Here is a 13,315-nt window from a genome sequence, read left to right as displayed (position 1 = left end):
AGCCGACGTTACTCATGATGTAATCCTTAACTAGCGGGATGAACAACAGCAGACAAGCGCCCCAAGTGCGTGGAAACCACTCCCTTCCCCCCGGCCGTCAGCCCAAGCATTGCGGCTCCTCCGCGATCCGGAGCGCCACCCCGGGCGTCAGGCCCGAGCATTTTGGTGATTATGCCTGTCGAGACCGACGGCCAAGAGATCACGAGATCGGACCGCTCGCCTATAATGAACCTCTCTCCGAACCGCAATTTGCGGACTAACCGGGGCTGCGCCTGCGCAACAATTTGAATGCATTTCCGACGACGCCTACACTGAAAAGTCTGACGGCATCCGCCGAACCCAGCCGGATTTAGACTCGATCGATGGCCCTGTAACTTTTATTGCTCGTATGCGTTTAGGCTAAGCATGGCGAGAAGTTACAACGGCTCAATCCGCATTCAGCCTTATCTCTTCGCTCACAGGTAGGTTCCGACAAAGACATGCATCAGTCGCTGATTAGCCCTCCGGTACATTCGGACGCCCTCTGGACAATCGAGCGCGGCATCTCCCCAATCGTCGCGACCGCCATCCACGAAGGGCACTCCGTTCGTAAGGAGCTGGAGAGCTTGTATGCGCTTTCATCGGACGAGCGTCTTCGCGAGGAAGATCCATTCACGGAGTTCACCACACGCGACGTCCCGAATCGGATCGTTTTCCATAGGTCTCGTTTCGAAGTCGACATCAACCGCAGTCGCGATGCGGCGATTTACTTCGCGCCGGAACAGGCCTGGGGGCTGAAGGTCTGGAAGGACGAGCTTTCATCCAAACACGTCAAGGCCTCCCTTCAGACCCATGACGAATATTACGAAATGCTGCTGGCCTTTTTGAAGGCTATCGAGCGCTGGCACTGCCGGTTCGTGGTTCTCGATATCCATAGCTACAATCATCGTCGAGGAGGAGCCGCGGCGGCTCCAACGGAACAGGCAAAAGCGCCGCATATCAATATTGGCACGTTCTCCATCGACCGTGTCCGCTGGTCGCACGTGATCGATATCCTCACGGACCATTTCCGGTCTTGCGAGATCAACGGCTGCCGGCTCGACGTCCGGGAAAACATTGCCTTCCAGGGGAAGGGCGAGCAGACCCGCTTCATCCATGAGCATTTCCCCCTCTCCGGCTGTGCCATCGCAGTCGAATTCAAGAAGTTCTTCATGGATGAATGGACGGGTGAGCCGGATCTCGATGTCCTCGAAAAGCTCCGCGGCATCGTCGCATCCGCCGTTCCCTTGCTGGAGCAAGCACTGGGGTCAAGGCGATGAGCAAGGCGAGTTCGCTCAGCCGGCAGGACGAGCCGGATTGGATAGGAGACATCCTGACCTGTCTCCGCGAAGGCAAGTCGATCCGCCGCGAGCTGCCCGGCGGCGGCCGCCTACATATCGACCGGCCCTTGCCGTTTCTGTGCGTCCATATCGCGAAAGAGGGTGCCGAACCCACGGCCCGGGACGTTGCCCAAGCCAATGCCTCCTACCTGGTAGCGCCGCATGCGGCCGCGGCCATACCGGTGATTGAGGCTGTCGCGAGTATCCTAGAAGAGCGATTTGGCGCTTTCATGCTCCTCGACGTCGGCGAACTGTCACAGGACAAGTTTTTGACCGACGACGCGCCTTTCCTGCCGCCCTTCGAAGTGTCGATCTGGTCGAGCGCTGATGCGATTGCAGCAGCCGACGCATTCTCAACGGCGGTCAGCGACAGCGAAGCCCGGTTCCGTACGCCGCGCGTGGAAAATATGGAGGCCGCTCCTTCGCGCGATGACAAACAGCTTGCTCGCGAACTCGGCTGCTCGGCGATCGCCGTGAGGTTTGCACCGATCTACCGCCAACCCAACTCCGAAGAAATTTATCCGGAACTTCGCGAACAGCTTGTTGGCATGCTCTTCGATGCAGGCCTGCAGGCTTTCGCCTCCTTCATAGGCTCACATCAGCTCTTCAAGCTGACCACACATAGGGCGCTGGGACGCAAAGCGTTCATCGACGCGGTTTCCAGGGTGGACCGTAGCGTCGATGAGGTCGCGTCGACCTTCGATTTTCTTCTGGCGGTGACACCCATTAATGCGGAGGCGGCGTTTCAAGGCTTTAAGGCCGATGGCCGCGAGGCTCAGCCGACCTTTCTCTACCGCCCGCTCGGATTGCAGGTGGAGGCGATCAAGCGGAAGCTTTTCTCAATCTCCTTCGAGCATCTCGAAGACCCTGTGCTCCATCAACTTTATCGCGAAAAGCAGCAGGAGCTCGATCTGCAACTCTCACTGCTGTCGTCGCGGCAGAGCCCGAAGTTCGTCGAGTTCAGCCGTGCACTCTATGAGCCGGTCGAGCGACCGCTGCTGCGCGAGGCCAGGACAATCCTTACAGCTTTGGCCGGAAACGAGCGGAGCGGCGATGACGGCGCGGGCGTGGAAAACAGGATTGCCGACTGTTTCCAGTTGGAGCGGCAAGCCAAAGCTATGATCGCTGCTTATCAGCGGCAGGGAAATGACTTCGAGGCGTCGGTCGAGATTCGCGACGACTTGCCCTCCGGCCTGATGGTGTCCGGACATCGTTTGCTGATCGCCCGTAGCACGCTGATGGATATGCGCCGCGTCGAACCCCTCCTGTCGCATGAGATCGGTGTCCATCTGCTGACTTATTTCAATGGTTCGGCCCAGGGACTGCGCCTGTTTCGCACAGGGCTTTCGGGATACGAGGGCATGCAGGAAGGCTTGGCCGTTTTTGCCGAATACCTCTCCGGCGGCATGACGCCGGAGAGGCTCAAGCTGATTGCGAGCCGGGTCGTTGGATGTGCGTGTATGCTCGATGGTGCGACATTTGCTGAAACCTATTCCGTGCTCGTCAACGACTATAACTTCTCCGAACCGGCGGCCTTCAACCTCGTCCTGCGACTCTATCGAGGCGGCGGCCTTGCAAAGGATGCGATCTATCTGCGCGGACTGCTCGCCTTGCTCGACCATCTCGAAAATGGCGGTGCTCTGGAGCCTTTCTGGATGGGCAAAATTGCTGCGTCGCATTTCAAAGTCATGCAGGAGCTTGCCGAGCGCGGACTCCTCCGCTTGCCGGCGATCCACCCAATCTTTCTTGACAATGACGGCGGGCGTGCGCGGCTGGAACGGGCCAGAAGCGGCATCCGCCCTCTCGACTTGATCCAACGACAGGAGCCGTGAATGCGGATTGCATTTTTTGTGAATTCCATCAAAGGCGAAGCCGGTTATTACACGACGACCGCGCTCGCGCTTGCCGGCATGGCTCGCGGTCACGACGTTTCTTATTTGACGCCAGGCGACTTCGTGCTTCACCCCGACGACAACCTGATGATCCGCGCCACTAACCTTAAAAACGGCAAGCCCAAAAAAGCCGATGCTTTCATCAGTGCATTGCAGGGCGATCAGGCGGAAATTCAGACCATCAACGTCAGCGAGATCGACGTGCTGTTCTTACGAAACGACCCATCTGAAGATGCCGATGAACGGCCGTGGGCGGCACATGCTGGTGCGATCTTCGGAAGGCTTGCGGCCGAGCGCGGCGTGCTGACCGTCAACGATCCCGAAGGACTGATACGCGCTCAGAACAAGCTCTATTTTCAGGATTTTCCGCAAGCCGTGCGGCCGACCACGCTGATATCGAAAAGCTTCGAGGAAATCCGCGTTTTCATCGATGAGCAGAAACAGGGTGTCATCCTGAAGCCGCTGCAGGGCTCAGGCGGCAAGAACGTTTTCAAGATCGCCTCCAGCAAGGAAGCGAACCTCAATCAGATCTTCGAGGCGGTCAGCGGCGAAGGGTACCTGATTGCACAGGTCTATCTTCCCGACGCGACGGCCGGCGATATCCGGCTGTTCCTGATGAATGGCCGGCCGTTGCAGCGTGACGGCGCCTATGCCGCCTTCCGGCGCGTGCCGGCAAAGGGCGAGGTCCGTTCCAACATGAATGCGGCAGGCACCGCCGCTGCCGTCGAAATCACGCCCAAGATCCTCGCGGTCGCCGAATTGGTACGGCCCAAGCTCGTCGAGGACGGCATGTTTCTCGTCGGCCTCGATATCGTCGGCGACAAAATCCTCGAGATCAACGTTTTCACGCCCGGAGGCCTGCCCGATATTGCTGAACTTTACGGCGTCGATCTGACGCCAGAGGTCATCATCGCGCTGGAGCAGAAGGTGGAGATGAGGAAGAATTATGCCGGCAGGATTTCAAACCGGAGGCTGGCAACTCTTTAGTCTGTCGACCTGAGAAACAGGTGACGAATTGTACCGGAGACATGGGTCCCACGCTTTTGCTTTTACCGGAGGACATGCAATATGCTGGGCAACGCCATTGCCGCAGCGAGCCCGTAGGCGCCGCCCCGACCGCGGTCGACGATGTGAATTTGCTGCTGCCTGAACCTTGCATGCCGATGCGATTTCGGCTGGATCGGCGACGATTGCCATGCGACGCATCGATGATGCGACTGCAGATGCTAATGGCCTTGATGGCCGTCTGCATCGACGCCTCGGCCTGCGGAGTGGACGGGTATATCCCTCGCCTTTCCCTTTCTCTGTCGTGCCCTTGAAATCGATGTATATTATGGCAATATACATCAATGATTAATTGGGACCAGATCACCGGCTTCGACTGGGACGCGGGAAACGCCCGCAAAAGCGCTGAAAAGCATGACGTCGGCCAGGGCGAAGCGGAGCAGGTGTTTTTTAACGAGCCGCTCCTGATGGTTCCCGACGCAAGGCATAGCGCCGAAGAGCGACGCATCCACGCTCTCGGGCGCACCGACGATGGAAGGCTGCTGCATATCACCTTCACGCTTCGGCATAACCAATCGAAGATAAGAGTGATCTCGGCCCGGGATATGAGCCGCAAGGAACGGAGCTATTATGAGCAAGACGTTTAAGCCAGTACCGGAATTCAAGACGGAAGCGGAAGAACGCGCCTTTTGGGAAAGCCAGGATTCCGACGATCATGTCGACTGGAGCAAGGCTGAACGTGTGCGCATGCCGAACCTGAAACCATCCTCGACATCAATCTCGCTGCGGCTGCCGAACGCGCTGCTTGAACGGATCAAGATCGCGGCGGGCAAACGAGACGTACCCTACCAATCGCTCATCAAGATCTGGCTCGCGGAAAAGGTCGACGCTTCTGGCGCGCAACGATGACGTTTGCGGGATTGACGAGAACATGGTGGAGCGCACGGCGGCGAAGTGATTCATGGTCACCTTCCTTTCATTTCAGACCCGGCACAGATGGCCGGTAAAAGCGACTAGAAATTATCACTTAGAAAGTCAGCCTTCAGTCGTATAAATTTACAAGCGCACCTGTCACCCCGCACCTGGGTGCTGATGAACGCTCTTTTCGGTCACCCGGCTCTGCCTTGCCCCACGAGGCGGAGCCGGTGGTTCTTTCTTACTTTGTGCGGCGCGGTGGCAGCATTCGTGCCCTGAGCAGTTCAGGACCTGCCCTACCAAAAATTGCCCGCCCGAGGGTCTAGAGGCGGTTGATCTGACCTTCGGCCTGCCGTTGCTCCAACGGCAGTTCGATGGCGTTGTTCACCGGGTGGATGTCTCTGCGCCGGACGCGGGGGAATCGCATAATAGGAATGAGTTCGGTGTCGATTGCATCATCGATCTATGCAGCCAGTGGTCCCGATCTCTTGCGCGGAGAATGCAGTTGAAGCGCATAACCAGGGGTCGCATCTCGGCAAAGGCCACACATCCTTGCTATGAGCAGGCTGGAAGCGCCAGCAATTGGGCGACGAAGAAAAACGATTCGATCAATCACAGCATCATTCGGCTCATAATTGAAGAGGCATGACTGGCGACCCGGTGCAAGGCGAGGCTCACCGTGCCTTCCAGAATGCGTTGGGCACCAGGCGCCAAGGCGAAGTCCGCGATCTAGCCCTCCCGGAACCGTCCCCTCTCGGATGCCCCATCATTCAAGTTGGAAGCCGCTCATTGACTGCCAGGTCGGTTTGGCACGCCGTTCAGCCGGACCTCGAACGTCAACGGCAGATCGATTTCCAGAAAAGCTCGGCGGGCGCACCCGTCGACCTGACTTACTTTCGTCTGAGTAGCCGGCTTACCGAACAGCCGCAAGCAATGCGTTGACGTGGATTTCCATCGTATCCAAGCGCTCTACAGGCAAGTCAGCGTCCTTGAAGAGGAGCGGCAGCTCCGTACACCCAAGTACGACCGCTTCAATCTTCTGCTCGTCTTTCATCCTGTGCACGATATCAAGGAATGCAGTGCGGGTCTCTGCTTTGACGACGCCTCTCTCCAGCTCGTCCGAAATCTTGGCGGCGATGAAATCGATTTCGCTTGCGGAAGGCGTCACGACGCCGATCCCACGGGCTTTCAAGGCATCCTTGAAAAAGTCGGCCTCCATCGTGAACCGCGTGCCCAACAATCCTACTTTGGACAGGTTCTGCCGCTTCGCTTCGTCCCGCGTCGCTTCAACAATGCTGACCAGCGGGACCGACGACTGTTCCTGGAGCTCGTCGAACACGATGTGCGGCGTATTGCCTGTCAGCGCAATAACCTCGGCGCCAGCTGCGATCAGGTTGTCGATGCCCTTCATGAGATAGGTTACAAGGCCATCGTAGTCCTTGTTTCCGCACAGGCGGAAAATGTCAAAGACGTTCAGGCTTTCGATGGTCAGGTTCGGAAAGAACGTGTGCCCACCTTGTCGATGCGCCGCGTAGACGAACTTCTGATAATAGAGCAGCGTGGATTCCGGCCCGATACCGCCGATGAGACCGAGCTTTTTCATGTCCTGCCCTCTGGCTGCGCCTTGGCCTTCTGGCGACGGACTGTGGTGCTCTCGCCTCCGACGCCCCAATTGTCCATGTCGACTTCGTCAATGATGGCGACTGTGGTCGCCGGGTTCTTCTTGAGAACGCGGGCGAGGAGCTGCGTGACTTCGCGGATTGGCTTCGCTTTCTGTTCGGCGGTCGGCGCGTCCAAGCCGCCCGTGACCTTGATATTCACGTAGGGCATTTTGCCGTTCCTTGCGTTTATGAAGCTCGTTGAATGGACGCGGCAGCCCGGTCTTCACCGAGTGCATCCTTGACGAAGCGCGCCAGGAGCCTTGTCGCGAACGGTGCGTCCTGGACGTCATCAAGCAGGCCGTCAGGGTCGAGACCTTCCTGTCGGAGCGCGTCGGTCCGAAACCGGATGATCGCCGACGAAATCTCTGGAGTGAATTCGGGATGGAACTGCGTGGAGATGGCCCGTGGTCCGTATCTGACGACCTGATGCGGATCATGCTCGGATGCAGCCAACGCAACTGCCGACGTCGGGAGTTCGAGCACGGTTTGCATGTGCGTGAGATGAGCGTTGAACCTTAGAGGCATGTCCTTGAGAAGCGGGTCCGTTGCTGCCGCGGGAGACATCCTGATTTCCCGATAACCGATTTCGCGGCCCTCGGGGTGAAAATCGACGCGCCCGCCCAGGGCATGTGACATTAACTGGTGACCGTAGCAAACGCCGAAGAGCGGCATATCGACGGCCATGGCGTCGCGAATCCACTGCGCGGCAGCCTCGCTCCACGGGAGGCGTTCCGTGACCATGGACCATGACCCGGTGATAACGGCGACGCGTCCGCGATGGGGCGGCGGTAAAGGCTCGCCTTCGAAAACCCGCACGACTTCGACGGTCTCCGTAGGAAGCTCCAATGCATTACAAAACCAGATGGGTAGGTCGCCGTTCGCCTGACGAATTTCGTCCGGTGGCGTTCCGGCCTGGATCAGCAGGATCGGACGAACGGTCGTTTCTTTCGTTGGATGCATTTCGATACCCTCCGGTGATGGTGCAGGCGGCCGGCCTCAATATACCAGCGTCCCGTCCACGCAGGTGACGCACGATCCACCGACGCCGATCGTTCCGTCGTCGCTGATGGAGATTGCGATCCGCCCGTCTCGGCCGACGCGCCGGCCCTGTGCGGCGATGTAATTCGTGGCTGATGACGAGATCAGATTCCGACGGGAACGGAAGATTGCGACGCTGCCATTGCCGCTGCCACAGACCGGATCTTCCTCAACACCGCATGATGGCGCGAAGGAGCGGACCTCGATCTCCGCGTCGCCGTTGGCATGACGTCCGAATACGGTGATTCCCGTCGCCCCGAGTTTCGCTTCGAACCGGGCCGAACGAGCGAAATCGGGTGTCAACCTCAAGACCGTCGAAGCGTCAGCCATGGCGGCCACGATCCATACAGCCCCGACATCGACGATCGCCGGGGCGGAATCGCGGGACACCTGATGTCCAAGAATCGCTTCCAACTCGTCCAGCTCGTCGGCGTCGAGGTCCCTCATCGTGGCCGGGGGAAGGTCGAGCGTTATGACGCGATGTTTGCTTTCGCCCTGCACCGTCAATTTGACAAGACCGACCCCGCATTCCTGAACAAGGACACCGTCACGAGGCGAGACGCGTCCCGCCTCGATCACCGCATGCGCGCTCCCCAGCGTCGGATGACCCGCGAAGGGTAGTTCGCTGCAAGGAGTGAAAATCCTCAGGCGGTAGTCGGCCTCACGGCTTTGCGGGGGAAGGAGAAACGTCGTCTCGGAGAGGTTCGTCCATCTCGCGATGGCCTGCATCTCGCCGTCGCTAAGACCTTCCGCGTCCAGGACGACGGCGACCGGGTTTCCCAGCAAGGGTTTCGAGGTGAAGGCATCAACGACTTTATACTTTCGCAACGAACTTCTCCTCAGTTCCCACTTCAGACCGCCATCTCTAGGCGTGTTGAACGGCGCGTCGTTTGGGTATAGAGGACGTTACACTTTTTGAGAACAGGAATAGTGTCACGCGACACTTATGAGGTGAGATGCTTCTTCGATCCCCTTGGATGGCCCGCCTTGCCGAGAGCAGCGGATCACCAGTCGAGCGGTTGGCGGACGCGCTGGCCGAGGATATCCTTGACGGCAAGCTATCAGGTGGCGACCGCCTGCCTGCCCATCGCGATCTGTCGTACACGCTTCAGGTTGGACTCGGGACCGTCACCAAGGCGTATGGCGTACTCGAGCGACGAGGGTTGGTGCGGACCGTAAAGGGAAGCGGCACATTTGTGTCGGCGGCAGCGGCAAGACGCGGCCCATCGATCGATTTTTCGCGGAACACGCCGCCATCTGTTCTGACCGAACGGCTTCTCGCGCGCAGCCTAGCGGCGGTCGCGAAAAAGAGCGACGCCGGTATCCTGAATTCATATCCGCCTACGGCCGGCCATGACGAATATCGACGGCAGTTTGCTCGTTGGCTTCAGGGCCTCGGCGTGGACGTGGCACCATCACGCCTCTTTTTGACCAGTGGAGCCCACCATGCGCTCTGGGTGGCGTTCTCGCTGTTCTCCCGATCTGGCGATGTCGTTTTTACCGAACAGCACACTTATCCGGGGGCGATCGCCCTTTCCCAATTGACAGGATGTCGGCTGATCGGGCTTGCAATGGATCACGAAGGCCTTCTCCCCTCCGCGCTCGACGAGGTAGTTTCGCTGTCGCCGATCGGTCGAAAGGCGCTTTACGTGACGCCGACGATCCAAAACCCCACTACGAGTACGATGAGTTTGTCGCGGCGCGAAGACATCGTCGAAGTTTGCCGGCGGCGCGACGTCACCATCATCGAGGACGATGTCTACAGGCTTGGTCCGAATTCAGCGCTGCCGCCCCTGGCTTTGCTCGCCCCCGAGCGAACGCTGTACGTCAATAGCGTATCGAAGACCTTGAATCCTGCGCTGCGCATTGGGGCACTGATCGTTCCCAATGCCCATCACGCCGCAGTCGAAAACATTCTGGTGTCGACGGCGCTGATGATTTCGCCATTCACTTGCGCGGTCCTGGAGCAATGGCTCCTTGATGGGACGGCCGAAATCATCAGTAAAGCAGTCCAACAGGAAGCGCTTCGGCGACATGCTCTGGCCTGTTCGGCCCTTGGCTCCGCAATCCGCCGGTCGGACTATAGCGGATATCATGTGTGGCTTCCGATGCAACGCGGCGACGCTGTGCGTTTCGAGACCGAGGCACTTGCGAATGGAATCATTGTCACACCGCCGCTGTCGACGTTGACAGCCCCCGAGTCCGAGGAAAGCGGAATAAGGCTTTGTATCGGAGCTCCAACTTCACTTGAATTGAACTCTGGCCTGGGCGTCGTCAGCAAGCTTCTTCAAGGAAAGGAGTGAGGCGCGCGACCGGTTTCGGGCCGTCAGCGCCGGCGAGCGACCTTCCGGCGTGCGATTGATCGCCCTTCCACGCTTCAGTCCCCCCATCCACCATGATCTTCAGTGCTCGGATCATCCCAGCGAGGTTAAGCAGAACACTCCCGACATCGTCATTGTTCGCAGCAGCCTCTGCCATCACCGCGGCGATCTCGCCGCATCTTCATGGATAACAAGACGGTCGAGGTGGAGCGGCTTTCAGACAAGCATGTCGCCCGCCTGGTCACGCAGACTGCATTCGCCGCAGGTGTCCGTTCCGATCTTCCGAAAGGGTAACGTGCGTTGCTTGTTCTCCGGCCACTCGCTGCGCGCCGGGGCTTTGGGGATTGGGTTCAGACCGCCCATCTCGCGCAGGCGATCGCCGAATATTTGCAACAGAGCCACGTAGCGTGGTGCCAGACGATCGTGCTAGATAGCGTCGCTAAGAATGCACGAGGATGCCATGGCTGAAACCCGAAAGGTCGCCGCGATATTAGCTGCCGATGTAATCGGCTTTAGCCGACTAACAGGCGCCGACGAGGACGGCACTTTGGCGCGTCTCAGAGCCTTGCGGAGTGAACATGTGGACCCGACGGTCACCGCCCACCACGGGCGCGTATTCAAGCGCACCGGCGATGGCCTGCTCGTCGAGTTCCGGAGCGTGATCGATGCGGTGCAATGCGCGATCCAGCTTCAGTCCGCCATGCCGGAGAGGAATGCAGGACTACCTCCGGACCGCTTCATCGAATTTCGCATCGGCGTTCACCTGGGTGAGATTGTCGAGGAGACCGACGGAGACCTCATGGGGGACGGCGTTAATATCGCGGCCCGCCTCGAAGGTATTTCCGAACCCAATGGCGTCTGCCTTTCGGCCGCAGCCTATGACCAGGTCCGCGACAGGCTGGACTGCCGCATCATCGACCTCGGCGAGAGGGATCTCAAAAATATCAAGCGCTCGATCAGGGCCTATCAGATTCTACCTAGCGAGAAAGACCCTGCTGGAAGCGTTGTGCCGAACCATTCCGTGGCAGCCCGGTCCGCGATGGAGCGCTCTTCTCTTGCGGTACTGCCGTTTCAAAACCTCGGCGGCGATCAGGAGACAGACTATTTCGCGGACGGCATTGTAGAGGACATCATTACGGCGTTGAGCCGCACCCGGTGGCTGTTCGTCATCGCCCGGAACTCGTCCTTCATTTACAAGCACAAATCTGTCGACGCTCGTCAGGTTGGGCGCGAACTCGGCGTGCGCTATCTTTTGGAAGGCTCGATCCGCAAAGCGGGGCAGCGCGTGCGCATCGCGGGGCAACTCATCGAGGCTTCTACCGGACGGCACATCTGGGCCGATCGTTTCGACGGCGACCTGGCGGATATCTTCGACTTGCAGGACAGCATCACCACAAACGTCGTCGTGGCCGTCGAACCACGTCTCCGGTTGGCCGAAATAGAGCGGGCGCAGCGGAAACCGACGGAGAATCTCGGCGCCTACGATCTTTATCTGCGGGCGCTGCCGTCCATGAACGCCTACACGCGGGATGGCTTCGTGGAAGCCGAAACCATGCTGCGCCGGGCGATCGCGCTCGACCCAAGCTACGCGGATGCCCTTGCCGCATTGGCCGAATGCCTCGTCCGTATGACGCTGAATGGATGGGCCGTGGATAAGATGGCGAGCACAGCGGAGGCTTGTGAACTGGCGGGCCAGGCAGTCGCAATCGATCCCGAGAATGCTGCTGTCCTCGCTATCGCGGCCTGGGCATACTCCACACTCGGTGTCCGCTTCGAGCAGTCGCTCGAATTGGCGAACCACGCGCTTGCTTTGCACCCGAATTCGATGCACGTCCGCTCATTTTGCGGGTGGGTGTTCAACTATTTCGGTGAGAGCCTCAGGGCCATCGAGCAATTCGAAGAGGCGCGGCGCCTCAGTCCGGTCGATCCCAGAAGCTACTTCCCGCTGCTAGGGCTGGCGTGCGCGCATTTTTTTGCCGGCCATTTTGAGGAAACCGTGAACATAACGGGCCGCATCCTGGCCGAAGTGCCGAGCCACAATGTCGCACGCCGCTATCGAGCCGCGGCTTTGGGACATCTTGGTCGCCTCGAAGAGGCAAGGGCCGTGATCGCTGATATCCTGAAGGCGCAGCCGGCCTCCAACCTGCGCAGTTCCCGAACCAGCGTCTTTCGCGATCATCGCATGTCCGAACTCTATGTTGGCGGACTGGAGAAGGCCGGATTGCCTGATTGAACTCCGGTATCTCCAGTGCCGCATTGGAGCGTTGGTTTCACATCGCGATGAATGTCCAGTCCATGCAACAGGTCGACGATAGATCGATCGACCAGTGATCTTTTCGATCGGCAACTCTGAAAGGGCGAATGAGAGAAAGCTGTGCTGCTGGCCCGGTCGAAGCCGCTGCATGCAGAAGCAGGGGGAGCTCGATTGACTGTGCCGCGCATCGTAATATTGTCTCGTAATGCAACCAGGGGCCCTGAGAGACCGGTGCGGTTCTGGAGAAAATGATGTTAGTAGGTGGCTGTTTATGCGGTGCGGTGCGCTACGAGTGCGAGGGTGAACCGGATTGTTCTTGGTCTGCTATTGTCGAGATTGCCAAAGGGCTTCCGGTTCAGGCCATGTTCCCGCGATGAGCATGCCACGCGAGAGGGTAACGATTAGCGGCGAGACAAGAAGCTACGCGGCTCCGGGAGGGAGCGGGAAATTGACGGTCCGGCATTTTTGCCCCACCTGTGGCAGTCTTCTTTTTAGCACGCCCGAGGTCATTCCCGACTTCGTAAACATCTACGCTGGCACGCTCGATGACACCTCGGTGTTCAAGCCGACATGGTCATTCTTTCGACACAGCCATGCTGCTTGGGATCGGGTGCCAGACGACTTGCCAGAGCTACCGGCTTCCACCTGATGAGAGTGCAGATGGGGATTCCTTTCTGGCATGCGCAGGCGGACCTGGCATACGCATTTCTAGGGGCGCAACGCCCGCGTGGTCAGGAACCTTTGCTGCAGCTAGAAGTTAAGTCTCAAAGGAGTACTCCGATGAGCAACGACATCAACAAGCCTAACCCAGATCTCAGAACGACCCCTGTACTTCGGCAACCTTGGATGCCATGGGTCGCCATACTAGCGT

The 13,315-nt window shown here is 58.8% G+C and carries 12 protein-coding genes and 2 pseudogenes; 9 read left to right on the top strand and 5 right to left on the bottom strand.

Annotated elements, in window-relative coordinates; translation table 11 throughout:
• Positions 1–479 precede the first annotated feature (479 nt).
• The 5 genes from ACXHXG_RS21180 to ACXHXG_RS21160 all read left to right on the top strand — a co-directional run bounded on the left by ACXHXG_RS21180 (position 480) and on the right by ACXHXG_RS21160 (position 5,164).
• The gene (locus tag ACXHXG_RS21180) at positions 480–1,298 is read left to right on the top strand and encodes an N-formylglutamate amidohydrolase (protein WP_457900595.1); all 819 of its coding nucleotides are present in this window, start codon (positions 480–482) and stop codon (positions 1,296–1,298) included.
• On the top strand, positions 1,295–3,190 hold the full coding sequence (locus ACXHXG_RS21175) for a flavohemoglobin expression-modulating QEGLA motif protein (protein WP_457900594.1): 1,896 nt from the start codon (positions 1,295–1,297) through the stop codon (positions 3,188–3,190). The genes ACXHXG_RS21180 and ACXHXG_RS21175 overlap by 4 nt, the downstream gene beginning before the upstream one ends.
• On the top strand, positions 3,191–4,237 hold the full coding sequence (locus tag ACXHXG_RS21170; RefSeq protein WP_457900593.1) for a glutathione synthase: 1,047 nt from the start codon (positions 3,191–3,193) through the stop codon (positions 4,235–4,237).
• A gap of 362 nt (positions 4,238–4,599) precedes the next feature.
• Entirely contained in the window at positions 4,600–4,902 is a 303-nt protein-coding gene (locus tag ACXHXG_RS21165) for a BrnT family toxin (protein ID WP_283060736.1), read from the top strand.
• A complete protein-coding gene (locus ACXHXG_RS21160) occupies positions 4,886–5,164 on the top strand; it encodes a BrnA antitoxin family protein (RefSeq protein ID WP_104826330.1) in 279 nt (92 codons plus the stop codon). The genes ACXHXG_RS21165 and ACXHXG_RS21160 overlap by 17 nt, the downstream gene beginning before the upstream one ends.
• A gap of 247 nt (positions 5,165–5,411) precedes the next feature.
• Here ACXHXG_RS21160 and ACXHXG_RS21155 read toward each other — a convergent pair.
• The 5 genes and pseudogenes from ACXHXG_RS21155 to ACXHXG_RS21135 all read right to left on the bottom strand — a co-directional run.
• Positions 5,412–5,725: pseudogene (locus ACXHXG_RS21155) on the bottom strand (ISL3 family transposase); the annotation flags it as partial.
• Between the two features lie 358 nt (positions 5,726–6,083).
• On the bottom strand, positions 6,084–6,773 hold the full coding sequence (locus ACXHXG_RS21150; protein ID WP_457900592.1) for an aspartate/glutamate racemase family protein: 690 nt from the start codon (positions 6,771–6,773) through the stop codon (positions 6,084–6,086).
• Complete coding sequence (locus ACXHXG_RS21145) at positions 6,770–7,000, bottom strand: tautomerase family protein (RefSeq protein WP_457900591.1); 231 nt, start codon at positions 6,998–7,000, stop codon at positions 6,770–6,772. Before ACXHXG_RS21145 ends, ACXHXG_RS21150 begins: the two co-directional genes overlap by 4 nt.
• Before the next feature lie 17 nt (positions 7,001–7,017).
• A complete protein-coding gene (locus ACXHXG_RS21140; protein ID WP_457900590.1) occupies positions 7,018–7,791 on the bottom strand; it encodes a glutamine amidotransferase in 774 nt (257 codons plus the stop codon).
• A 36-nt stretch (positions 7,792–7,827) separates the two neighbouring features.
• Positions 7,828–8,697 (bottom strand): PhzF family phenazine biosynthesis protein, encoded by an 870-nt coding sequence (locus tag ACXHXG_RS21135; protein ID WP_457900589.1) that lies wholly within the window; start codon positions 8,695–8,697, stop codon positions 7,828–7,830.
• A gap of 149 nt (positions 8,698–8,846) precedes the next feature.
• Here ACXHXG_RS21135 and ACXHXG_RS21130 point away from each other — a divergent pair, with 149 nt between their 5' ends.
• The 4 genes and pseudogenes from ACXHXG_RS21130 to ACXHXG_RS21115 all read left to right on the top strand — a co-directional run bounded on the left by ACXHXG_RS21130 (position 8,847) and on the right by ACXHXG_RS21115 (position 13,093).
• A complete protein-coding gene (locus ACXHXG_RS21130; protein ID WP_457900588.1) occupies positions 8,847–10,172 on the top strand; it encodes an aminotransferase-like domain-containing protein in 1,326 nt (441 codons plus the stop codon).
• Between the two features lie 189 nt (positions 10,173–10,361).
• Positions 10,362–10,524, top strand: a pseudogene (locus ACXHXG_RS21125) (integrase); the annotation flags it as partial.
• 126 nt (positions 10,525–10,650) lie between these two features.
• Complete coding sequence (locus tag ACXHXG_RS21120; RefSeq protein ID WP_457900587.1) at positions 10,651–12,423, top strand: adenylate/guanylate cyclase domain-containing protein; 1,773 nt, start codon at positions 10,651–10,653, stop codon at positions 12,421–12,423.
• 394 nt (positions 12,424–12,817) lie between these two features.
• Complete coding sequence (locus ACXHXG_RS21115; RefSeq protein ID WP_457900586.1) at positions 12,818–13,093, top strand: GFA family protein; 276 nt, start codon at positions 12,818–12,820, stop codon at positions 13,091–13,093.
• Positions 13,094–13,315 lie beyond the last annotated feature (222 nt).

This window comes from Rhizobium sp. LEGMi-198b, from assembly GCF_054114205.1.
The sequence above is the reverse complement of the archived record's forward strand: the minus strand, read 5'-3'. Positions and strand labels throughout refer to the sequence as shown.

Excerpts from the sequence above, each read along its gene's own strand:
- ACXHXG_RS21180 (WP_457900595.1), top strand. The coding sequence starts at position 480 with ATGCATCAGTCGCTGATTAGCCCTCCGGTACATTCGGACGCCCTCTGG.
- ACXHXG_RS21175 (WP_457900594.1), top strand. The coding sequence starts at position 1,295 with ATGAGCAAGGCGAGTTCGCTCAGCCGGCAGGACGAGCCGGATTGGATA.
- ACXHXG_RS21170 (WP_457900593.1), top strand. The coding sequence starts at position 3,191 with ATGCGGATTGCATTTTTTGTGAATTCCATCAAAGGCGAAGCCGGTTAT.
- ACXHXG_RS21165 (WP_283060736.1), top strand. The coding sequence starts at position 4,600 with ATGATTAATTGGGACCAGATCACCGGCTTCGACTGGGACGCGGGAAAC.
- ACXHXG_RS21160 (WP_104826330.1), top strand. The coding sequence starts at position 4,886 with ATGAGCAAGACGTTTAAGCCAGTACCGGAATTCAAGACGGAAGCGGAA.
- ACXHXG_RS21150 (WP_457900592.1), bottom strand. The coding sequence starts at position 6,773 with ATGAAAAAGCTCGGTCTCATCGGCGGTATCGGGCCGGAATCCACGCTG.
- ACXHXG_RS21145 (WP_457900591.1), bottom strand. The coding sequence starts at position 7,000 with ATGCCCTACGTGAATATCAAGGTCACGGGCGGCTTGGACGCGCCGACC.
- ACXHXG_RS21140 (WP_457900590.1), bottom strand. The coding sequence starts at position 7,791 with ATGCATCCAACGAAAGAAACGACCGTTCGTCCGATCCTGCTGATCCAG.
- ACXHXG_RS21130 (WP_457900588.1), top strand. The coding sequence starts at position 8,847 with ATGGCCCGCCTTGCCGAGAGCAGCGGATCACCAGTCGAGCGGTTGGCG.
- ACXHXG_RS21120 (WP_457900587.1), top strand. The coding sequence starts at position 10,651 with ATGGCTGAAACCCGAAAGGTCGCCGCGATATTAGCTGCCGATGTAATC.
- ACXHXG_RS21115 (WP_457900586.1), top strand. The coding sequence starts at position 12,818 with ATGAGCATGCCACGCGAGAGGGTAACGATTAGCGGCGAGACAAGAAGC.